The organism is Streptodolium elevatio (assembly GCF_053592165.1).
This window is the reverse complement of the sequence record NZ_JBSFVE010000015.1, coordinates 106,104-127,693: the sequence shown is the minus strand read 5'-3', so window position 1 is coordinate 127,693 and position 21,590 is coordinate 106,104. Positions and strand designations below refer to the sequence as shown.

The 21,590-nt window shown below is 70.7% G+C and carries 21 protein-coding genes; 6 read left to right on the top strand and 15 right to left on the bottom strand.

Features of this window, described 5'->3' with window-relative positions; translation table 11 throughout:
• Positions 1 to 21 precede the first annotated feature (21 nt).
• Genes ACWD12_RS26065 through ACWD12_RS26055 form a run of 3 tightly spaced genes read right to left on the bottom strand, consistent with a single transcriptional unit; the run spans position 22 to position 1,270 of the window.
• Positions 22 to 873 (bottom strand): 1-aminocyclopropane-1-carboxylate deaminase/D-cysteine desulfhydrase, encoded by an 852-nt coding sequence (locus tag ACWD12_RS26065; protein WP_450101568.1) that lies wholly within the window; start codon positions 871 to 873, stop codon positions 22 to 24.
• On the bottom strand, positions 852 to 1,052 hold the full coding sequence (locus ACWD12_RS26060; protein ID WP_450101567.1) for a DUF397 domain-containing protein: 201 nt from the start codon (positions 1,050 to 1,052) through the stop codon (positions 852 to 854). Before ACWD12_RS26060 ends, ACWD12_RS26065 begins: the two co-directional genes overlap by 22 nt.
• Complete coding sequence (locus ACWD12_RS26055) at positions 1,049 to 1,270, bottom strand: Scr1 family TA system antitoxin-like transcriptional regulator (RefSeq protein WP_450101566.1); 222 nt, start codon at positions 1,268 to 1,270, stop codon at positions 1,049 to 1,051. Before ACWD12_RS26055 ends, ACWD12_RS26060 begins: the two co-directional genes overlap by 4 nt.
• A gap of 317 nt (positions 1,271 to 1,587) precedes the next feature.
• On the opposite strand from ACWD12_RS26055, the gene ACWD12_RS26050 reads away from it, so the two are divergent.
• Positions 1,588 to 2,829, top strand: a complete 1,242-nt coding sequence (locus ACWD12_RS26050; RefSeq protein WP_450101565.1) for a serine/threonine-protein kinase — start codon at positions 1,588 to 1,590, stop codon at positions 2,827 to 2,829.
• A 49-nt stretch (positions 2,830 to 2,878) separates the two neighbouring features.
• On the opposite strand, the gene ACWD12_RS26045 is transcribed toward ACWD12_RS26050, so the two are convergent.
• Positions 2,879 to 3,736, bottom strand: a complete 858-nt coding sequence (locus ACWD12_RS26045) for an RNA polymerase sigma-70 factor (RefSeq protein WP_450101564.1) — start codon at positions 3,734 to 3,736, stop codon at positions 2,879 to 2,881.
• Between the two features lie 23 nt (positions 3,737 to 3,759).
• Positions 3,760 to 4,671 carry an NAD-dependent epimerase/dehydratase family protein gene (locus tag ACWD12_RS26040; RefSeq protein ID WP_450101563.1) on the bottom strand — a complete coding sequence of 304 codons (912 nt, stop codon included), beginning with the start codon at positions 4,669 to 4,671 and terminating at the stop codon, positions 3,760 to 3,762.
• A gap of 286 nt (positions 4,672 to 4,957) precedes the next feature.
• Between ACWD12_RS26040 and ACWD12_RS26035 the strand changes: the two genes are divergently transcribed.
• On the top strand, positions 4,958 to 6,358 hold the full coding sequence (locus ACWD12_RS26035) for an SPFH domain-containing protein (protein WP_450101649.1): 1,401 nt from the start codon (positions 4,958 to 4,960) through the stop codon (positions 6,356 to 6,358).
• Between the two features lie 24 nt (positions 6,359 to 6,382).
• On the opposite strand, the gene ACWD12_RS26030 is transcribed toward ACWD12_RS26035, so the two are convergent.
• The 4 genes from ACWD12_RS26030 to ACWD12_RS26015 form a co-directional block, all read right to left on the bottom strand.
• The gene (locus tag ACWD12_RS26030; protein WP_450101562.1) at positions 6,383 to 7,813 is read right to left on the bottom strand and encodes a chloride channel protein; all 1,431 of its coding nucleotides are present in this window, start codon (positions 7,811 to 7,813) and stop codon (positions 6,383 to 6,385) included.
• Between the two features lie 184 nt (positions 7,814 to 7,997).
• Positions 7,998 to 8,192 carry a hypothetical protein gene (locus ACWD12_RS26025; protein WP_358354952.1) on the bottom strand — a complete coding sequence of 65 codons (195 nt, stop codon included), beginning with the start codon at positions 8,190 to 8,192 and terminating at the stop codon, positions 7,998 to 8,000.
• A gap of 188 nt (positions 8,193 to 8,380) precedes the next feature.
• Entirely contained in the window at positions 8,381 to 9,043 is a 663-nt protein-coding gene (tenA, locus tag ACWD12_RS26020; RefSeq protein ID WP_358354949.1) for a thiaminase II, read from the bottom strand.
• Between the two features lie 148 nt (positions 9,044 to 9,191).
• A complete protein-coding gene (locus ACWD12_RS26015; protein WP_358354946.1) occupies positions 9,192 to 9,509 on the bottom strand; it encodes a cupin domain-containing protein in 318 nt (105 codons plus the stop codon).
• A 123-nt stretch (positions 9,510 to 9,632) separates the two neighbouring features.
• Between ACWD12_RS26015 and ACWD12_RS26010 the strand changes: the two genes are divergently transcribed.
• The 3 genes from ACWD12_RS26010 (at position 9,633) to ACWD12_RS26000 (ending at position 12,982) form a co-directional block, all read left to right on the top strand.
• On the top strand, positions 9,633 to 10,007 hold the full coding sequence (locus tag ACWD12_RS26010; RefSeq protein ID WP_358354943.1) for a phage holin family protein: 375 nt from the start codon (positions 9,633 to 9,635) through the stop codon (positions 10,005 to 10,007).
• Positions 10,008 to 10,086: 79 nt separating this feature from the next.
• A complete protein-coding gene (locus ACWD12_RS26005) occupies positions 10,087 to 11,211 on the top strand; it encodes a cystathionine gamma-lyase (protein WP_450101561.1) in 1,125 nt (374 codons plus the stop codon).
• Positions 11,212 to 12,085: 874 nt separating this feature from the next.
• Positions 12,086 to 12,982: a LysR family transcriptional regulator gene (locus ACWD12_RS26000; RefSeq protein WP_358354938.1), complete on the top strand. Its 897-nt coding sequence runs from the start codon at positions 12,086 to 12,088 to the stop codon at positions 12,980 to 12,982.
• 61 nt (positions 12,983 to 13,043) lie between these two features.
• Here ACWD12_RS26000 and ACWD12_RS25995 read toward each other — a convergent pair whose 3' ends face one another.
• The 6 genes from ACWD12_RS25995 to ACWD12_RS25970 all read right to left on the bottom strand — a co-directional run bounded on the left by ACWD12_RS25995 (position 13,044) and on the right by ACWD12_RS25970 (position 20,293).
• Positions 13,044 to 13,508 carry an NUDIX domain-containing protein gene (locus ACWD12_RS25995; protein WP_358354935.1) on the bottom strand — a complete coding sequence of 155 codons (465 nt, stop codon included), beginning with the start codon at positions 13,506 to 13,508 and terminating at the stop codon, positions 13,044 to 13,046.
• 187 nt (positions 13,509 to 13,695) lie between these two features.
• Positions 13,696 to 14,367 (bottom strand): response regulator transcription factor, encoded by a 672-nt coding sequence (locus tag ACWD12_RS25990; RefSeq protein ID WP_358354932.1) that lies wholly within the window; start codon positions 14,365 to 14,367, stop codon positions 13,696 to 13,698.
• Positions 14,352 to 15,890, bottom strand: coding sequence for a sensor histidine kinase (locus ACWD12_RS25985; protein ID WP_450101560.1), 1,539 nt, complete (start codon positions 15,888 to 15,890; stop codon positions 14,352 to 14,354). The genes ACWD12_RS25990 and ACWD12_RS25985 overlap by 16 nt, the downstream gene beginning before the upstream one ends.
• A 34-nt stretch (positions 15,891 to 15,924) precedes the next feature.
• The gene (locus ACWD12_RS25980; protein ID WP_450101559.1) at positions 15,925 to 18,141 is read right to left on the bottom strand and encodes an MMPL family transporter; all 2,217 of its coding nucleotides are present in this window, start codon (positions 18,139 to 18,141) and stop codon (positions 15,925 to 15,927) included.
• Between the two features lie 254 nt (positions 18,142 to 18,395).
• Positions 18,396 to 19,040: a response regulator transcription factor gene (locus tag ACWD12_RS25975; protein WP_358354924.1), complete on the bottom strand. Its 645-nt coding sequence runs from the start codon at positions 19,038 to 19,040 to the stop codon at positions 18,396 to 18,398.
• Positions 19,004 to 20,293: a sensor histidine kinase gene (locus ACWD12_RS25970; RefSeq protein ID WP_450101558.1), complete on the bottom strand. Its 1,290-nt coding sequence runs from the start codon at positions 20,291 to 20,293 to the stop codon at positions 19,004 to 19,006. The genes ACWD12_RS25975 and ACWD12_RS25970 overlap by 37 nt, the downstream gene beginning before the upstream one ends.
• A 403-nt stretch (positions 20,294 to 20,696) precedes the next feature.
• Here ACWD12_RS25970 and ACWD12_RS25965 point away from each other — a divergent pair, with 403 nt between their 5' ends.
• Positions 20,697 to 21,458, top strand: a complete 762-nt coding sequence (locus ACWD12_RS25965; RefSeq protein ID WP_450101557.1) for an SDR family NAD(P)-dependent oxidoreductase — start codon at positions 20,697 to 20,699, stop codon at positions 21,456 to 21,458.
• Positions 21,459 to 21,590: the final 132 nt, after the last annotated feature.

The following is a 21,590-nucleotide window of genomic DNA, read 5'->3' as shown; positions in this document are numbered from 1 at the left end:
GCTAGCAGCCGCCCAACCGGGTCAGCCGGTTTTGACGGCGACGATGCGGGTGCCGGGGGCGAACTCGCCGCGGTGCGCGGCTGCGAAAAGGCCGTACAGCATCTTGCCGACGTAGATCTCGTCCGGCGCGATGCCGTGGCGCCGCGCGAAGTCGGCGAGGAAGACGGTGAGTTCGGGGGTCGTACGGGCGTACCCGCCGCAGTGCGCGGAGCCGTCGACGCGCCAGCTACCGCGCGTCTCGCCGTACGTCTGCCGCTGCAACTCCGCGACCTCGCGCGCGAGGAAGTCCCCTTTGAGGACCGCGAACCCGACCGCGGCCTTGTCGGACGGCAACCCGGCGGCGATCCCGGCCAGCGTGCCGCCGGTCCCGCACGCGACCGCGACCACGTCGTACGGGACGTCGATCTCGGACGGCAGTTCGGCGCATCCGCGCACCGCCGCCGGGTTGCTGCCGCCTTCCGGGATCGCGAAGAAGTCGCCGTACTCCTGGCGCAGTTCGTCGAGGTACGCCGACTCCGCCCGCCGCCGGTACGCCGCCCGGTCCTCGAACACGAGCCGCATCCCCCGCTCGACGGCGTAGGCCAGCGACGGGTTCAACGGCTTGCCGGCCAACTCGTCGCCGCGGATGACACCGATCGTCGCGAACCCGTGCAGCGCCCCGGCCGCGGCGGTGGCGCGGATGTGGTTCGAGTACGCCCCGCCGAAGGTGAGCAGGGTGCGGTGCCCGCTCTCGCGGGCCTCGACGAGGTTGTACTTGAGCTTGCGGAACTTGTTGCCGGGCAGCTCGGGATGGACGAGGTCGTCCCGCATGATCCACAGCCGGAGCCCGCGGGACGCGAACCGTTCGTCGTTCAGCTCGTGCAGTGCGGACACTTGATCGCCGAGAGGAAGGCCGGCCAGGAGCGGTTGGGAACGGTGAGGTTGCCTCGACCGCCGTCCTTCGTGTCACGGACACCGGTCACCGAGGCACATGCCGCGACCTCGACGCACTCGGACGCCTCCGCGTTGCCGGAGTAGGACGACGTCCGCCATGCAAATTCGTTGTCGATCACAGTTCTCGAAGCCTAGCTTGAATCGTGGAGAGCGACTCCTCCGGCGACAATGCGAGTGCCTTCAGGCGCGCCGCCTCTCTCTTGTGACGCCGGACATCGTGGGGCAGATGGTAGGCGTTCATGCCGCCTGCGTGTTCGGTATAGACGACGCTGGTGGCATTCGCCTCGAAGTCGAAGATGATCACACCACCAAGGGTCAGAACCTTCTCGACCGTCAACGGCACACGACCTGGATGGTGACGTTTCCACGCTCGCAGAGCGCGATGATGTGCTCAAGCTGCTTGAGCACATCCACACCGCCGGTAGGACGCGGCACGGCAAGGAGGTCTACTTCGCCTTGCACCTCGACAACTGACCGAACCGTGCGGACGTACGGGCGGGACTGCGGCGGCGCCTGAGCGTGTGGAGCGGGGACATAGAGCCCACATCCTTCACCGGCAAGACACGAACACGACTTTCCCGGCAAGGCAGTTCGGTTCGCGGCAAGCATATGATCGACTTTCGCCGCTTTGTCGCCCGCGTCGACGGAAGGTTGATGGCACGCAAAGGGAAAGGCCCTTCCCTGCCCGCCCGGTTCATTCCGGTACGGGAGATCGGGCGCGGCGCGACAGGTGGCGTCTGGGCGGCGTACGACCAGGTCCGCGGGCATGTGGTCGCGGTCAAGCTGCCGGGCGGCAGGTCCTACGAGGAGATGGCGCGGTTCGCCCAGGAGGGGCGGCTGCTGTCCGGGCTGCGGCATCCGAACATCGTGCGCGCGTTCGACTTCGAGACGGCACCGGGCGAGGCGTACCTGTCGATGGAGGCCGTGCAGGGGTCGACGGTGGCCGAACTCCTGGAAAGCCAGCAGCCGTTCACGCCGGAGCGGACGGCCTTCATCGGGGCGCAACTGGCGTCCGCGCTCAAGACCGTGCACGACGCGGGCTGGATCCACCGGGACATCGACACCGGCAACGTGCTGATCGAACCCGGCGACCGGCCGAAGCTGATCGACTTCGGCGTCGCCGCGCCCATCGACACGCGCGAGCCGGACCTCTCCCCCAGGGAGTACACGCCGGGGTACGCGGCACCCGAACGCGTCCCGTCCGAACTCGGCGGGATGGCCCACGGCGGACCCGCCACCGACCTCTACTCACTCGGCGTCGTGATGCACGAAATGGCCACCGGGCGTCCGGTGTTCCCCGGACGCGCCAGGCGGCGGCTGGCACGGCAGCAGCGCGAGGTCCCGCCCAGGCTGAGCCAGGTCGTTCCTGACACTCCTCGTGAGCTGAGCGACGTCGTGGCGCAACTCCTGTCCCGGGAGTACGCCCGACGGCCGCAGTCCGCGGACGAGGTTCTGGAACGGCTGTCCGCGGTCGTCGATCGCCCCGAATCCAAGCCCGAGCACGAGCGCGGGCCCGGGCTCGGACTCGGGCGGGGGCCGGGACCCGCGCCCGAGAGCAGGCGCGCTGATGCCTCCGCTCCCGAGGCGGCGCGCCATGAGCGGGGCGAGTCCGGTGACTCGCCCCGCCCGGAGGCGCGCAGCGATGCGCTGCCGGGGAAAGAACCACGGGACTTTCCGGGCGTCATCGGTCTCACCCGGGTCGACGGCAACCTCGTACAGGGTCCGCACCCCGATACCTCCGCGCCGCGCGAGCGGGGGCAGGCGCAGGCGCAGGGACAGACGCAGAGACCGGGCCACGCGCAGGAATCCGCGTACGGCGTCGATCGCCCGCGCCGGGAGTCCCGCGTACGACCCCCGGCGCCGGGGACGGACCACTCACGAGAACTCGAGCGCTGACCGGGTCGCCCTGCCGGACCTGCCGGACCTGCCGGACCGAAGCCCTGCCCTACGGCTGGAGCCCGCGGAGCTTGTTCGGGTTGAGGGCCATGCGGATCGCGGCGATGCGGCCGTCCGGGGACGCGTCGAAGTTGATCGCGCCGACGTTCGTGCCGCCGAGCGTGAGGAGCAGGCCGGCCTCGCCGTTGATGTCGGCGATGTGCATCTCGACGCCCTGCACGTCCGGCTTGGCGAGCACGCCGAGCAGCCAGCGGGCGACGTGATCCGGGCCGTGCAGCGGGCGGCGCGCGGCGGTGACGACGCCGCCACCGTCGGACCACGTGGTCACGTCGGGGGCGAGCAGCGCGAGCACGCCGTTGAGATCGCCGCCCGCGCACGCCTCGCGGAACTTCTCGGCGATCTCCCGCTGTGCGGCGGCGTCCGCGGTGAAGCGCGGACGGCGGGCCTGCACGTGCTCACGGGCGCGGTGCGCCTGCTGCCGGACCGTCGCCTCGGACTTGCCGATGACCTCGGCGATCTCGGCGTGCGAGTAGCCGAAGACCTCGCGCAGCATGAAGACCGCGCGCTCGGTCGGGGTCAGGGTCTCCAGCACGACCAGCACCGCCATGGAGACGGTGTCCGCCAACTCGGCCTCCTCGGCGACGTCGGGCGAGGTGAGGATCGGCTCGGGGAGCCACGGCCCGACGTACGCCTCGCGCGCCACCTGCGCCGACTTGAGGCGGTTGAGGCTGAGGTTGGTGACCGTGCGCACGAGGTAGGCCTTGGGGTGGTCGACCGCGGACCGGTCGGCCTGGTTCCACTTGAGCCACGCGTCCTGCACGATGTCCTCGGCGTCGGCCACGCTGCCGAGCATGCGGTACGCGGTGCCGAACAGCAGGCGCCGGTGCTCCTCGAAGACGTCGGTCATGGGCCTCACCGTCGCACCGGTGATCACGACGCGGCAAGGGCGCGCAGGCCCTCCGCGGAATCCGGGTACCGCGGCTCCCAGCCCAGTTCTTCCTTCGCCTTGGCGTTGGCCACCCGCATGCCGGCGGTGACCATCCGGTACGCGTACGACATGGGCCGCATCATCAGCGCCGGGACCCGCATCGGCCGCGGCGTCCCGAACACCTCGGCGACCTCGCGCACGTGGGCGCCGAAGCCCGTCGGCACGTCGTCCACGATGTTGTACGCCTCCCCCGCCCTACCGCCCTCGACCGCCAGCGCGACGGCCTCGCCGGCGTCCACGAGGTTCACCCACGGCAGCACGCGCCCGTGGTCGTTGACGGCCGGCAGTTTCTTGTCGCGCAGCAGCCGCACGATGCCCTCGGTGCCGCCCGGCCCGTAGAAGAGCCCGAAACGCAGGGCGATTCCCTCGATGCCCTGGGTGCCGAGCATCATGCTCTCCTTCACGCGCATGGCCTCGATGTGCCGGGCCACGCCCCGGTCGCCGGCCGCGCCGAAGGGGTCGTCCTCGGTGACGACGTGGTCGCCGAAGTCGCGGTAGCCGTACCCGAAGACCATCGACTCGGCGATCACCCGGCGGGCGCCGAGTTCCTGTGCGGCCTCCATCAGGTTGCGTGTGCCCAGGATGCGCAGGTCGTCGGTCGCGAACATGTCCTTGTGGCGCATGGGCGCCTCGCGCAGCGCGGTGGCCGCGTGCACCACCGCGTCCACCTCCAGGCCGTCGACAGCTCTCAGCAGTTGCTCGCGGTCCATCAGGTCGGCGGTCACGTCGGCGCCGGCGCCCCGGCCCAGCCCGATGACGTGGTACCCGGACCGGGTCAGGGCCTCGGCGATATGTCCTCCGAGGACCCCGCTCGCCCCTGCCAGCAGCACGTTCTTGGTGTCAGTCATGGCCATGGGACAAACACTCCCCTCCGAACGTGACACTTTCGACTGTGACCCGCGTCACACCACCTCCCGGGGTCGCGGAGGGATCTCCATCGATCTTTCAATCGGCAGTGTTCGTAACGGACTTCCCCCTTGGAGGTAGATCGGGCGGGGAGCACACTCCGAAGCGACGCACCGCACGGCGAGCGTGCCGCCGGCCGCTCAGCGGTGCGCGAAAGGGGGGACGTCCGTGGCCATCGGGATCATCGTGACGGCAGTTGTGCTGCTGCTCGCGGTCGTCATCGTGTTCAAGCTGATGTGGCGCGTCGCCGAGCCGAACGAGGCGCTGCTGATCTCCGGCTCGCGGCACCGCACGGAGGGCATCGGAGAAGGACTCGGGTTCCGCATCGTCACCGGACGCGGCACCCTCGTCCTGCCCGGGGTGCAGGCGGTACGCAAGCTCTCGCTCGACCTCAACGCCGCCGACCTCGCCGTCGAATGCGTCACGCAGCAGGGCATCCCGGTGCACCTGCGCGGCGTGGTGATATTCAAGGTGGGCGACGACTACATCTCGATCGCCAACGCCGCGCGCCGGTTCCTCGACCAGCAGACGAAGATGGTCGACCGGGTGCACAACGTCTTTGCCGGACACCTGCGTTCGATCGTCGGCGGGCTGACCGTCGAGGACCTGATCCGGGAACGCGAGAAGCTCACCGAGCAGACGCGCGCGTCGTCGGGTGCCGAGATGGAGAAGCTCGGGCTCATCATCGACTCGCTCCAGATCCAGGAGATCCTGGACCCCACCGGCTACATCGAGAACCTGGCCCGCCCGCACGCCGCCGCCGTGCAGCGGGACGCCCGCATCGCGCAGGCGCTCGCGGACCGCATGGCGACGGAGGCCGAGCAGGAGGCGGAAGCGCGCAAGGCCGAGGCGACGCGCGACAGTTGGCTGCAACGTACGGGCTACCAGGCCGAGATGGACAAGGCCGCGGCCGAGTCCAAGCAGGCCGGCCCGCTCGCGGACGCCGCGGCGCGCCAGCAGGTAATCGTGCAGGAGACCCGGGCCGCCGAGTTGGAGGCGCAGCGGCGCGAGCAGCAGTTGCAGGTGGACGTACGCAAGCCCGCCGACGCGCAGGCGTACGAGACCCGTACCGTCGCCGAGGCCAAGCGCGACGCGCGCATCTCCGCCGCGCAGGCGGAGGCACGCGAGACAGAGCTCCAGGCGGCCGCCGAGGCGACCCGGGTACGCGCCGCCGCCGAGGCCGAGGCCGACGCGGCCAAGGTACGCGGCCTCGCGCAGGCCGAGGCGACCCGAGCCGTCGGCACCGCCGAGGCGGACGCCGACCAGGCGCGCGGCATGGCCGCCGCGGAGGCCGCGAAGGCCCTCGGTCTCGCGGAGGCCGCCGCGATCAAGGCCCGCGCGGAAGCGCTGCGCGACAACCAGGACGCGGTCATCGCCCAGCAGTTGGCGGAGAACTGGCCGGAGATCGTACGGGCGGGCGCCGAGGCGTTCGGCAACGTCGACCACATGGTGCTGCTGAACGGCGCGGACGGGATGTCGGACATGTTCGCCAAGGCGCTGACCATGGGCGGCACCGGGCTCGGGCTCGCGCGGCAGCTGTTGGCGTCGATGAACCCGGCCCAGGAGAACGGCGCCGCCGGACAGAAGAACGGCACGCCGGTCGCGCCGGTGAGGCTGGACACCGAAGGGGCGTGAGCGGGCGCGGGCTTGCGGGGAGATCTACGAGAGGTCTTTCGGGGAGCTCTGCGGTGGGTCCTGCTGTCGGTTCTGTGGTGGGTTCCGCGGTCGGTTCCGCGGCGAGGCCTGCGGAGGGTCGTCCTGCGGCGGGTCCTGAGGCGGGTCTTGTGGGGAGTCGGCGGTGCCGGCGGTCAGGCGTTCCAGGGCGACCACCGTCAGCAGCGCGGTGACCGACGAGATCACCAGGATCGGCATGAGGTCGACCGCCTCGCCGCCGAGGAGCGCGGCGGCCAGCACAATGCCGGTGACCGGCAGGCGGGTCGCCGCGACTCCGGACGCGCAGATGCCGGCCGCGAGCGCGGGGCCCATGCCGAACCCCGGCAGCGCACCGCACGCGATGCCGACGGCGGCACCGATCATGATGGCCGGGAAGATCGGTCCGCCGCGCAGGCTGCCCAACGCGATGCCCCACCCCAGGGTCTTGGCGGCGACCAGCGCGACGAGGGCCAGGACCGCCCATCCGCCGGGATCAGCCGCCAGCAGGCCGACGGTCGTCTGGCCGGACAACGCGGCCTCTTCGGGCGAGCGGTCGGTGGTCAGCGCGTACAGGGTGATGCAGACGCCGACGGCGATGGCACACGCGAAGATGCGCGGGCCGGACGACCTGGTCCAGCGCTCGCTGCGGCGGCCGATCGCGAGGCCCGCGGCAACCAGAAGGCCGACGAGGACGGCCATCGGGATGCCCCACAGGAAGTCGCCCGCGTCCGGCAGCCCCACGGACGGCTTCGTGGGCAGCGACAGCGCGCCGATCTCCAGCCCCGTCCAGTGCCCGAACCCGGTGAACACCAGGGCGCCCACCCCGCTCGCCAGCAGGCAGGGCAGAAGCAGGACAACGCGGGCCGAGCCGGCCAGCGCGACGCTTTCCAGGATCATGACCGCCGGGATCAGCGGACTGCCGAAGATGGTGGCGATTCCCGCGGTGGATCCCGCCGTACCCAGCACCGTGGCGGCCTGCGGATGCCTGGCCCGCCGGGCGGCGGGAAGTGCGAGCAGCGCGACCGCACTTCCCAGTGCCATGAGCGGAGCCTCCGGACCGAGCATCACACCGAGCGGCAGACACGCCAGAGCAGCGAGCGCGACGCCGGGGGCCTCACGCGGCGGCGTCGGCGCACCGCCGAGGCCGTGCACGGGCACATGGCCGCCCGCCCCGGGCAGTCGCGTGATGACGGGCACGGCCAGCAGTCCGGCGAGAGCGAGCGTGGGCAGGCCCCACCACCAGGGAGCGCGCGAGTAGCCGAGCGCGTCGGGCGCGGATTCCCAGATCCAGTGCTGGAGTTCGTGCACAAGGCTGACGAACCCGAACGCGACCAGCGAGACCGGGATGCCGACGAGCGCCGCGATGAGCAGCAGCCGCAGGACCGCGGGGTCGGTGAGGAGCCGTTGGAGCGGCATCGTCTGCTGCGGCTCGCTCATGTGTGGGGTCCGTCCGTCCGATCCACTGCCCGCCGCAGCGCGCCCGTGGCGGCAGTAAATCAGACATTCGACCTATTTCATCTTATTAACCGCTGGGTTCGGCAGCATGAGCCGCATCCTGCGGAACGAGCCCTGCCCTGCGGCGTGAGTCACCAGCGGTACGGGGCGGCGTGCTCGGGAGGCGTCAGCGTGAAACCTGGCGGTCGCGGGTGTTGCCGGCGCCTATGAGGGCGACGAAGCCGATGACGATCACAGAGCCGACGAGCAGTTTGACGATGAATCCCAGGAACGCGCCGATGATCCAGATCAGCAGCGCGCCGATCATGAGCAGTACGAGAACCGGTACGCCGATGCGCAGCCACGCGGGTACGGCACCCATGGCATCCCCCACACGAAGTCGCGGACGGTACGCCGAGGACGGTGGTCCGTCGGCCGGGCACTCGCTATCTGCCCGTGACCGGTGACGTCACACGTAGTGTGTGCGGTTCCCGCGCGGAGCGTCCTTCCCCGGCGGACGCGGACGGTTCGCGCGGCCGGTTGGGGAGCACGCGTTCAGGGCGGGTCGCCTCAGACCGGCCAGGCTTCGCGGCGCCAGGCCGCGTCCCAGAACATCCACTCGTAGCGCGACGTCGTCACGAAGTGCGCGATCACCTTGGCCCGCTCGGTGGCCGAGAGGTCGGCGCCGACCCGGTCGGTGAGGTCGAGCACCGCGCGTACCGTCGACTGGAACTCCTCGTCGCCGTACGTCGCGATCCAGCGCGCGAACAGCGGGTCCGGCGACGACTTCTCGAGCAGCGCCTCGCCCACGCGCGCGTAGATCCAGTAGCACGGGAGGACCGCGCCCAGGCCCTCGGCGAAGGAACCGCCGTAGGCGGTGGCCAGCAGGTAGCTCGTGTACGCGCGCGTCGTGGGCAACACCGGCTCGGCGGCCGCCTGCGCGGCGGAACTGCCGTACGCGGTCATGAACTCCGCGTGCATGGCCTGCTCGGCGGCGATCGCTCCGGCGGCGTCCGAGGCGAACTGGCGTACGGCGTCCTCGTCGGGCGCCTTCGCGGCGCACACCGCGAGTGCGCGCGCGTAGTCGCGCAGGTAGTGCGAGTCCTGGACGACGTAGTGCCGGAACGCCTCGGGCGGCAGCGAGCCGTCGGTCAGGCCCTGGAGGAAGGGGTGGGCCAGGATCTCCGCGTAGACGTCGTCGATCGCCGACCACAATTCGTCGCGGAACGCCACGGTTCTGCCCCTCTCTCGTTCGGCTCGCTGTAGTGCGTTGGGTGGTTCGGTTGTGCGGCTCGCCGGTCAGGCGTGCTGGTCTTCGGTTCACCCTAACCGGGGCCGATTGCGGTGCCTGGCGCGGGACCGGTTGCGGGACGGGGCCGGCTCACGACTCCGGCGGTGAGAAGAAGACGAGCACGCGCAAGGGCTCGGTGATCCGCTGGAAGCGGTGCTCGACTCCGGCCGGGACGAAGACCACGCTGCCGCGCGCGACGTCCGTCACCTCGGTCCCGACGGTGAGGGCGGCGCGGCCGCTGATGACGACGTACACCTCGTCCTGGCCGTGCGGCTTCTGGGTGTCGACCTCGCCGGGCTCCAGCGCGTACAGGCCCATCGAGAAGTGCCGCTCGTTGAGGAACCGCAGGTACGCACCCCGCTCCTGGGCCCGCTCCAGGTCGAGATCGTCGAGTCGGAACGCCTTCACTCCGGGTGTCTCCTCACGGACCGTGGCCCCCGCGGGACCGCTGCGTGCAGAAGATACGACACAGCCGGTCGGCTCGCCGCCCCTCTCCTCACAACAGATGGCCTGACCTGACACGATGCGGACATGAAGAGCCTCGTCATCAAGCTGATCGTCAACGCGGCGGCCATCTGGATCACCGCGGTGGTCGTGGACGGTGTGAACATCACGGGCGACTCGTGGGGCAACAAAGCCCTCACGGTGCTGTTCGTCGCGCTGATCTTCGGTGTCATCAACATCGTGATCAAGCCGATCGTGAAGTTGTTCTCGCTACCGTTGTTCATCCTCACGCTCGGGTTGATCACCTTTGTGATCAACGCCCTGATGTTGTGGCTGACCTCGTGGGTGTCCGGCAAGCTCGATCTGAGCTTCCACGTCGAAGGGTTCTGGCAGGCGCTGCTCGGTGCCCTGGTGATCTCGCTCGTCAGCTGGTTCCTCAACCTGGTTCTGGACCGCGACTGACGAGTCGGTTGGATGTTTCACGTGAAACTTCGCGCGGACGGGTGACGAAACCGGCGAAGGACCACAGTCAAGGAGCGACATGACCTCGGACGGGACGCGCGCCGTACATGCCGGACTTCCCACGGTTCACCCGGGAGGTCCGTTCGGGAACAACCCGGTATTCGCCAGTACGTTCCATATGAGCGGCGATCCGGAGGGTCCATACCAGTACGGGCGGTATGCGAATCCGACGTGGGTCGCACTCGAAGAGGCCGTCGGTGAACTCGAAGGTGCCGACGCCGCATCCACGGTGACCTTCGCCTCGGGCATGGCGGCCGTCTCGGGAGCGCTGCTCGCACTCGCGGAGCCGGGGGCCACGGTCGTCCTGCCGTCCGACGGGTACCCGGCCACACGCGCGGTCGGCGACCACCTGGCCGCGCGCGGAGTGACCGTGCGCGTGGCCCCGACCGCCGCCGACGCGCAGGCCACGGCCCTACGAGGGGCCGACTTGGTGTGGCTGGAGACGCCGTCCAACCCGGGCCTCGACGTGTGCGACATCGCCCGGCTGTGCGAACTGGCGCATGCCGAAGGCGCCTTGGTCGCCGTCGACAACACCCTCGCGACACCGCTCGGGCAGAACCCGCTGGCGCTGGGTGCGGATCTGTCCGTGGCCAGCGGCACCAAGGCCCTGACCGGGCACAGTGACATCCTGCTCGGTTACGTCGCCTGCGCGGACCGGGCCGTCGCCGACCGGGTGCGCGGCTGGCGCACGATGACCGGCGGCATTCCGGGTCCCATGGAGGCATGGCTCGCGCATCGCTCGCTGGCCACCCTCCACCTGCGCGTCGACCGACAGGCGGCCAACGCCCTCGCACTGGCGACGTGGCTGCGCGGTCGGGCCGAGGTCGGCGACGTACGCCATCCCGGTCTCGCCGACGACCAGGCGCACGCTGTCGCGTCACGGCAAATGCGCAGGTACGGCTGCGTGGTGGCGTTCACACTTCCGGGCCGCGAGCACGCCGAGCGCTTCCTCGACGCGCTGCGGCTGACGGCGGTCGCCACCAGCTTCGGGGCGACGCACAGCATGGCCGAGCGCCGCGGACGCTGGCCGGGCGACGATGTTCCGGCGGGCTTCATCCGCTTCTCCGTCGGATGCGAGGACACCGAGGACCTGATCGCCGACGTGGCTCAGGCGCTTGATGCCGCGCTCGCGCATCGTGCCTGACACGCAGCTGGGTACGGACGTCGGTACGGATCTCGACACGGACGACGGACCTCGATACGCACGTCGATACGGACGTTGCCCCGGGGGTCGATGCGGGGATCGATACGGGGGTCGACACCGGCGGTGACGGCTTGCTCGGCACGAATCGTGGCGCCCCGCGGGACTCCGGGCTTGACGCTGCGTTGGGCTCCGCTCGCGAGGCCGGGCCCAAGTTCACTCGCGGCTCCGCTCGTGACGTGGCGCGTGCCTCCGCGCCGGATTCCTCGGTCGATTCCGCACCCGACTCCGCGCCACCCGACTCCGCGCTTTGAGGACCCTCGAGGTCTCGTCCGGAAGGACGACGGCGATGGGTCCGGGGAGGACGGACGCTGGGGAAGTCAGACGCTGGGAAGGTCAGACGCTCGTGGCGCTGCCGCTGCGGGCGAGATGTCGGCGGCGTCGTACTTGGCGTCGAACGTGGCAGTGTTGAACCTGGCGGGGTTGAGCGTGGCACCGAGCCTGGCGCGGTTGAGCCTGGCGCGGTTGAGCCTGGACGTCGAACGAGGCGTCGAACGCGGTGGGCCTTCGTTGTTTCGGGTGGTCGGGCGTCGCGGTCGGCACCTTGGGGCGGCGGCGGACGTTCCCGAGGCAAGGAAGGGCGGGCAGGGCGGAGGTCATCGCAGGCCACCGAAGACCCGCCTTCGTCACAAGATCACGTCAACCCTCGACGGTTTCCGGTCATTACCCCAGGATCCGGTGCACAACGACTTGTTCACGCTCCCAGGCGCGTCAAGGATGACACTGGCCCCGTGCGGGGCCGACACTTCATGAGGGAGCAACACGCGTATCCCGCACCGGGGAACGCGCGGGTGGGGTTGAACGGCGAGGGGGGTCAGTGGATCTGACGTTGCTGCGCACGTTCCTTGCGGTGCACCGGGCGGGGTCCTTCACCCGCGCCGCGCACCTGCTCGACCTCTCGCAGCCCGCGATCACCGCGCAGATCCGCAGCCTGGAGAAGCAGGTCGGGCGGCAGCTCTTCCAGCGCCTCCCTCGCGGCGTGACGCCGACGACAGTCGCCGACGAACTGGCCGCCAAACTCGCCCCGCACCTCGACGCGTTGGAGGAGATCACCGCGCGCGACGTGCTCGGCACCGATCCCCTCCAGCACACCGTGCACCTGGCCGGTCCGCCGGAGGTCACCGGCCGCCGGGTCCTGCCCGCGCTCGCCGACCTGGTACGCCGGGGCCTGCGCCTGCGGGTGACCCTCGGCTCCGGCGACGACCTGCTCACCGGACTCGCCGCGGCCCGGCACGACATCGTCGTCTCCGACGTCCGGCCGCGCGGCCGCGGCATCTCCTCGACCCCGCTTGCGGACGAGGAGTACGTCCTCGTCGGCGCCCCGCGCTGGGCCGAACTGCTGCCCCGCGGCCGAATAGAAGCCGGCGGGCCCAGCGCGCTGGACGGCGCCCCGCTCATCTCCGACAACGAGGAACAACTGCTCGTCGAGCGGTACTGGGCAAGCGTGTTCGACACCAAGCCCACGTCGCCGGCCGGACTTGTCGTGCCCGACCTGCGTGCGGTGCTCGACTGCGTGCGCGCGGGCGCGGGCATCGCCGTACTGCCGCGCTACCTGTGTGCGGACGCGCTGGCGGACACGTCGGTCGTGGCGCTGCTGGAGCCCGAAGTCCCACCGCTCAGCACGCTGTTCCTGGCGGTACGCACGGGCGAACTCAGCCGCCCGCACCTCGCCCAGCTGCACGCCCGGCTGGTCGCGCGCGCCGCCGAGTGGTGACGCGCGCGGGCGGCACGCACCTCCCCGCCTTCGTACGGCAGCCGCCCGCACCCACCGGCACCTACTGAAGGTCGCGCTCCAGCAGCGTCAGAATGCCCTCGATGTTCGCGGTCAGATACGCGGCGAGCGTCGCGGGAACCACGTCCACCGTGGCCAGCCCCTCGGGCGTGAACGGCACGCGCACCACCTCGTACGCGCCGTTCGGCTCCTCCACCTCCGGCCCGTGCCGCAGCCCCGGGTCGATCGACTCCAGCCGGCACGCGAAAAAGTGCTGGACCTTCACGCCGCCGCCGGGCTCAGGCACGGTGTCGACGAACGCCGGGACGCCGCACGCGAGTTTCGCACCCAGCTCCTCCAACACCTCACGCCGCAGGCCCTCGGCGACCGTGGTGTCCCCCGCCTCGACACCGCCGCCCGGGGTGATCCAATACGGCGTGCGCCCCGGCTTGGTGCGCTTGATCAGGACCAGCCTGTCCTCGTCGTCGAGCAGGATCGCGCGAGCCGTCCGTTTGACCACTTCCCGCATGGGGCGCTCCAAGGCTTTCCGGGGTACCTGAACGGATCATTCCGATCAGCGGCCCGATTCATGCCTGGACGACCGCGTCATCCCGCCGTTCGGACGCACACCCGCGCCCCGACTCCGGAATCCGACACCCGAGCCCGAGGCCCACACCCGAGCCCGCCCCCGCCTCCGACGCCGCCCCCGCCCGACGTCAGCCCGCCTGCGGACCAGGCCGTACAACCCCCGACTCATAGGCGATGACGACCAGTTGCGCGCGGTCGCGCGCCCCCAGCTTCACCATCGCGCGGCTCACGTGCGTCTTGGCGGTCAGCGGGGACACGAACAAATGCTCGGCGATCTCGTCGTTGCTCATCCCGGACGCGACCAGTGCCAGCACCTCGCGCTCACGATCGGTGAGCGCGGTCAGCCGATCCGGCGCGGCCACCTTCGGCTCCGGCTGCGAGAGGAACCGGCTGACCAGTGCTCGGGTGGCCCCCGGCGACAGCAGCGACTCGCCCGACGCGACCGTCTTGATGGCCCGCAGCAGGTCGGCGGGCTCGGTGTCCTTCACCAGGAAGCCGCTCGCCCCCGCCCGCAGCGCCTCGAAGACGTAGTCGTCGACCTCGAAGGTCGTCAGGACCAGCACCTTCACCCCGGCGAGGTCCTCGTCGCCGACGATCCGCCGAGTCGCCTCCAGACCGTCCATCTCCGGCATCCGGATGTCCATGAGCACGACGTCGGCCCGCGTCTCGCGCGCCATCTTCACCGCCTCGGCGCCGGTCGCCGCCTCGCCGACCACCTCGAGCTCGGGATCCGAGCCGATCAGCACCTTGAACCCCGCACGGACCAACGACTGGTCGTCCGCGATCAGCACCCGGACCATTTGCTTCCCTCCGTAGATTTCGGACGCGTCGGCCCGCTTGCCGCGATGGGCGGATTTTCGGTGGGCAGCTCCGCGGTGACCAGGAACCCGCGCTCACCGCCGCGCGGACCCACGCCCAAGGTCCCGCCCACGGCGGTGGCGCGCTCGCGCATGCCGAGCACGCCGTGCCCGGTGCCGTGGCCCGTCGCGTCCGCGGCGGCGTCCCCGGTCTGCTCGGCGGCGACACCGAATCCGTTGTCGGCGACCTCCAGGCGTACCGAGTACGCCTGGTAGCTGATCCGCACCGTCGCCTCCGCCCCCGGCCCCGCGTGCTTGACCGCGTTGGTCAGCGACTCCTGCACGATGCGGTAGAGCGCGAGCCCGACCGGCGCGGGCAGTGCCCGCTGCTCACCGGTCACCTGCAACAACACCGGCAGCCCGGCGGTACGGAACGAGGCGACGAGCGCCCCGATGCCCTCCGCCCCCGGCGTCGGCTCGGTCGGAGTGTCGCTGTCGCCGTCCTGGCGCAGCACGCCGAGCGTCGTACGCAGCTCCGCGAGCGCGTCGCGGCTCGCCTCCTTGATGTGCACCAGCGCCTGCTTCGCCTGCCCCGAGTCCTGGTCGATGACGTGCGCGGCGACCCCGGCCTGGATGTTGATCATCGCGATGCTGTGCGCGACCACGTCGTGGAGTTCGCGCGCGATGCGCATGCGCTCGGCCGTGACGCGGCGGCGGGCCTCCTCCTCGCGCTCACGGTCCGCACGGGCGAGGCGGGCCTGTACCTCGGCCCAGTACGCCCGCTTGGCGCGTACCGCCTCACCGACCGCGACCGGCAGGTACAGCCAAACCGCCGACAGGTAGTTCTCCGGGCGCAGGAACGCCGTGCCCAGCACGGTCAGCCGGATCACCGTGTGCCCGACCGCGACCGCGGAAGCGATCCACAGCGACCGGCGCAGTCCCTCCCGCGACGCCACCGTGTACATCGCGATGAGCGTCGGGATCAGGATCGAACCCTCGCGCCCGTCCGCGGCGAGGTACGCGAGTTGGCCGAGTTCGGTGAGCGCCAGCACGACCAGCGGATGGCGGCGGCGGATCAGCAGCGGCAGGCACGTCACGACACCGAGCGCCAGGTTGAAGGCGTTCGGGTGGCCGATGACCTGGGCGTGCTCCTTCGGCTGGGCGAGCGCCCCGCCGATCACGGCGCAGATCGTGAACGCGGTGAGCAGCGCGTCGAACGCCCACGGCCGCTCGCGCAGCACCCGCAGCCGTTCCACCCACGGGCCGCCGGGGCGGCGCGGGAGGGACGTCGGCGTGTGCTCGGAGGCAGCGGCGGAGGCCCGGCCGGGCAGAACCGGGGTGATGACCGGGCCGGGCGCGTGCGCGGCTCCGGACGCACCCGCGGAACCAGGTGAAGCCCCGGCACCAGACGCGCCCGCGGCACCCGACGCCTCGGCGGCGTCACCATTCGCCGCAGGCGCGGGCGCGGACGCGGGCGCAGGACGGCCCCGCGCGGCGTCGCGCACGGGGCCGTCCTGCTGCTGCATCACTTCTCCTCAGGGTCCTTCACGGTGTACGGGATCAACGCCCCCCGCCGACGAGGACCGGCTCGCGGTCCTCCTCGCCGCGTCCCCCGTGCCCGGGATCGGGCCGGTCGCCGTGACCGGGCCACCAGGCGGCGTGTCCGATCAGTGCGGTGACCGCGGGCACCAGGAACATCGACATCACGAACGCGGAGATGCAGATGCCGGCGGAGACCGCGAAACCCATCTCCGTCATCATGCTGATTCCCGCAAACATCAGGGAGGCGAACGTCCCCGCAAGGATGACACCTGCGGCGGCCACCGAGGGACCGGCGTGTTCGACCGCGAGTGCCGCGGCCTGGCGTGGCTCGTTCCCCTCCTTCGCCTCCTCGCGCAATCGGGCGACCATGAGGATGTTGTAGTCCGTGCCGATCGCGACCACGAACATGTAGATCATGATCGGCAGCATGAACATCACACCCGCATGGTCCAGCAGCATCTGGAACACGAACACCGTCGCGCCCAGTGTCGCCGCATAGCCGAGGACCACCGCCAGCATCAGGTACCAAGGCGCCACGACACTGCGCAGCAGCAGGCCCAGGATCAGCGCGATCAGCAGGCCGGCCACCGGGAAGATGACCTTCATGTCGTGGTTGGTCGCCTCACGGACGTCCGTGAACGCGGCCGTCGCGCCGCCCACCAGGACGTCGGTGCCCGGCGGCGCCGCCCGGTCCGCCGCGTCGCGCAGCGGATCGATCGTGTCCAGCGCCTTGTTGGTGTACGGGCTCTCCTCCAGGACCAGCTTGATCTCCGCCGCCTTGCCGTCCGCGCTGTACTTCACGTGGCCGGCGTTCGGGTCGTCCGGGTTGACCTCGTTGACGTCGCCGACGCCCGGGGCGTTCTGCAGGTCCATCGCGAAGCGCTCGACGGCCGGCTTGTCCAGTGTCGCGCCGCCGGTGGACTTGACGTACACCTGCGTCGGGTTCAGCGTTCCGGCCGGGAAACCGGTCTGCATGTCCTTCATCGCCTTGGCCGACTCGGTGTCGCTCGGCAGCTGGCTGATCTGGTCGTAGTCCGCCTTGAAGCCCAGTACACCGGACGCCAGCGCGAGCATGATCGCGCCGGACACCACCGCCACGCCGAGCGGCCGGCGGCCGACCAGCTTGCCCATGCGCTGGAACGTCGTGCCCTCGGGCTGCTTCTGCCACGTCTTGCTGGGCCAGAAGATGCGGGGGCCGAGCAGCGAGACGACGGCCGGGACCAGGGTCAGACCCGCGATGGCCATGACGATGACCGCGATGGCCAGGCCGGGGCCCATCGAGCGGAAGCTGCCGAGGGTGGCCAGCAGCATCGCGCCGAACGCGATCACGACCGCACCCGCCGCCGACGCGATGGCCTCGCCGACACGCTCGACGGCGACGATCATGGCCTGCTTCTTGTCGTCCCCCGCCCGCAGGCGTTCTCGATAGCGGAACAGCAGGAAGAGGATGTAGTCGGTGCCGATGCCGAACAGCACGACGATGAGGATCGTCTGCAACGACTGCTCGACCTCGAACCCGAAGGCCTTGCCCGCGAGCGCGATCACCGCCGGGGCCACCATCGCGACCAGGCCGACCACCACGATCGGCATCAGTGCCGCGACCGGGCTGCGGTAGATCACCAGCAGCAGTACGAGGATCAGCACGATCGTCACGATGCCGACGATCGCCTCGGCCTTCTTGAAGGCGTCCTCGTTGTCGAGGTTCATCGCCGGACCGCCGGTGTAGCCGACCTTGAGGTCGGTGCCGTTCATCAGCGGCTCGGTCGCGTCCCGCAGATGCTTGACGGCGTCGTTGACCTCGGTGTCCTGCGCGGTGCCCTTGATCGTCGCGTTCGCGAGCATGATCTGCTGGTTGTCGGAGAGCTGCCCGGCCTCCACCGAGGTGACCGCGCCGACCTCCGCCTCGGCGCCCGGCGCCACCGGCTTGACCTGGCTCTCCGCCAGCTTCGCGACGATGCCCTTCACGTCGGACTGGTCGTCCGCGGTGAACGCTCCGCCGTCGGCGCGCTTGAAGACCATCAGCGCGCTCTGGTCCTTGGACTGCGGGAACTGCTGCTCGGCGAGGTCATCCGCCTGGACCGACTCGTACTTGCTGGGCAGGAAGCTCGCCGTGTCCTGATTGGTGATGTCGGAGAGCTTCGGGGCGAACGCCACGAGGGCGACCGCCGCCACGAGCCAGACCCCGATGACCTTCCAGGGATTGTGGACGACGAGCCTTCCGAGTCGTCCGAACATGCTGTCTCCTTCATGCTGCTGTCCCGCGGGCACGCGGATGGGCAGCATTGAACGTAGGCAGGCATGTGCGCCCTACACAACCTGAAAAGGCGCAGGTCAGATAAGTTCCGCCCGCTGTATGACAGGCCCGCACGCCGCGCGCAGAAGCGCACTTCGGGCGCTACTTCGACGGGAGTAGTGCAAGTTCGTCCGGGGGAACGAAAAAGCGTTTCACTTCGCGGATCGCGTCATACCGGGCCGTCTCGTGCGCCCGGTCACGCACCGAGGTACGCGAGCACCGCCAGCACCCGCCGGTTGTCGTCGTCCGACGCCATGATGCCGAGCTTCCCGAAGATGCTCGTCGTGTGCTTGCTGACAGCGCCCTCGGACACGAACAGCTGCTTGGCGATCGCCGCGTTCGAACGGCCTCCCGCCATAAGCTCCAGCACCTCGCGCTCGCGCTGCGTCAGCTGCTCCAGCGGCGCGGTCTCCGCGCTGCGGGTCAGCAGCTTCGCGATCACCTCGGGGTCCATGGCGGTGCCGCCGCCCGCGACCCGGCGTACCGCCTCGACGAACTGGTCCGTGTCGAACACCCGGTCCTTGAGCAGGTAGCCGACCGCACCGGACCCGTCGGCAAGCAATTCCCGGGCATACAGCTGCTCGACGTACTGCGACAGCACCAGCACCGGCAGCCCCGGAACACGACGACGGGCCTCCAGCGCAGCCTGGAGGCCCTCGTCGGTGAAGGTGGGCGGAAGCCGTACGTCCACCACCGCAACATCGGGGTTCTTCTCGACCAGGGCCTTCAGCAGCTCCGGTCCGTTGTCCACCGCCGCGACGATCTCGAACCCGTGGGCTTCGAGCAGCCGCACCAACCCGTCCCTCAGGAGGGCGAGGTCTTCGGCGAGGACAACACGCACGGCAGCTCCATGGTGACCGTGGTCGGGCCGCCCCGGGGACTCACCAGGGCGAGGGTCCCGTCGAATGTACCGAGCCTGCGCTCGATCCCGCGCAGTCCGGTGCCCTTCTCCAGCGCCGCACCGCCGCGCCCGTCGTCGGTCACCTCGATGCGCAGCCGTCCCGCGCGGTACCGCACGTCGATCCAGACGTTCTGCGCGGCGGCGTGCTTGGCGACGTTCGTCAGCACCTCGTTGACCGCGAAGTAGCCGGCCGACTCGACCGGAGCCTCCAGGCGGCCGGGCACGTCCACCGTCACGTCGACGTGCAGCGGGCTCTCCAACGCGAGGGCGCGCACCGCGTCGCCGAGGCCGCGGTCGGCAAGGACCGGCGGGTGGATCCCGCGTACCAGGTCGCGCAGTTCGTGGAGGGCCTTGGCGGACGCCTCACGCGTCTCGGTGAGCAGCGCGCGGGCCGCCTCGGGGTTCGTCTCCAGCAGCGCTTCGGCGGCGCCGAGGTTCATGCCCATCGCGACCAGCCGGGCCTGGGCGCCGTCGTGCAGGTCCCGCTCGATGCGGCGCAGTTCGGCGGCGGACGCGTCGACCGCGTCGGTACGGCTGACCGTCAGCTGGGCCACCCGCAACCGCATCTCGGCCTTCTGGGTCGGCGCCAGCAGCGAGCGGGTGAACACCGCGTGCGCCTTGAGCATGGCCGGCGCGATCGCGAAGCCGATGAAGATGTACGCGATGCCGAGCAGCACCGCGAGCATCGCCCGGCCGTCGCTGTCCACCTTGAGGAACGTGTACCAGCCGCTGTCGCCCGCGTCGACCAACGTCTCCCACAGGAAGGGGTGGAGCAGGCCGAACACGCCCTGCGCGATGAACCCGAGCGCCAGGATCGACAGGAACAGGCCCACCACCCAGTCCGCGATCAGCCACAGCAGGTCGCGCCACGTCGCCGGGTCGGCGAGCACGTGGCGGCAGCGCTGCACGACACCGGGGATGCCGCGGTCGTACTCGGGCTCCGGGCGGTAGGGGCGCGGGATCTCCACCCCGGTCCAGGCCAGCGAGCGGCGCCGGGCCAGGTCGGCGAGCGACCGGGTGGCGACGACCAGCACCGGAACGACGAGCACGCCGATGCCGATGATCATCAGCGGCAGGAACGTCACCGTCAGGCAGAACAGGACCAGCCCCGGGATCATCGCCGGAACCAGCCACAACCCCCGCAGCGCCGCGATCCCCCCGCGCCGGAAGCCGAAACCGGCCTCTGCACTCATGACTCCTCCTCGGTACTTCCGGCCGTGCCCCGACCTGCGGGCTCTTCTTCCTACACCAAGGAGTCTGCCGATCCGGGGCCTCGCGGGCACTGGCCCGGGCCCCCGGAACGGGGTGGGCCCAGGCCCACCCTGCCATGGCGGCGTGCCGTGGTGCCGGGTCCGATTTCCGCTGGTCACGCGAGGTCCGATTACCGCCAGCAGGTTTGGGGGCGGTCGCGCAGTCTTGTGGTGGTGACGGCGGCACAGGGCCCGGCCGCCGGACACCGGCGCAGGTCGATCGCCTGATCGTCCGATCACCCGACCGATTGCCGTGACCCGTCTCCCCGACCGGTCACCGCGTCGGCCGGCGGTGGAACCAGCCGCGCCCCTTCCGTTTCCTGCTTCTTCTTCGAAAGGCACAGCCATGTCTTCGCGCCTTGCGTCCAAGGTCTTCATCGTCACCGGCGGCACCTCGGGTATGGGCCTCGCCGTCGCCCACCGCCTCGCCTCGGAGGGGGCCGCCGTCGTCCTCGGCGCCCGCCGCAAGGACGTCGGCGAGCAGGCCGCCGCGGAGGTCCGGGCGGCCGGCGGCCGGGCGCTGTTCGTCGCCGCGGACGTCACCGTCGAGGAGGACGCCGCCGCCCTGACCGCCGCCGCGGTCGCCGAATTCGGGCGGCTGGACGGGGCGTTCAACAACGCGGGCGGCATGAACGCGTTCGGCCCGGTCCCGACCGTCGAGCGGGGTGCCTGGGACGCCGACATCGCCCAGAACCTGACCAGCGTCTTCCACTCCATGAAGCACCAGCTGCCCGCCGTCATCGCGTCGGGTGGCGGCTCGATCGTCAACAACGCGTCCAACCTCGGCGTGGTCGGCATGCCGGAGGTGGCGGCGTACGTCGCGGCCAAGCACGCCGTCGTCGGACTGACCCGGGCGACCGCGCTGGAGGTGGCGGAGCAGGGCGTACGCGTCAACGCGATCGCCACCGGCGGCGTCGACACCCCGCTGGCCCGCGCCACCATGCTCACCAGCGACGAGGCGCACGCGCACATCGCGTCCCTGCACCCGGTGAACCGGATCGCGGAGCCCGCGGAGATCGCCTCGTTCGTGGCGTACCTGCTCAGCGACGAAGCGTCCTTCATCACCGGCGCAGCCCTCGCCATCGACGGCGGCTTCACGGCTCGCTGAACCGCGCCCACTCCCGCACCCACTCCCCTGCTCCCGGTCCCGGGGGAATCGCGCGGCCGGCTCCGGCGCTGGCCTTGACGTCGACGTCAAGGTCTAGCGTCGGAGCCGACGACGCGGGAGGACGCGGGAGGA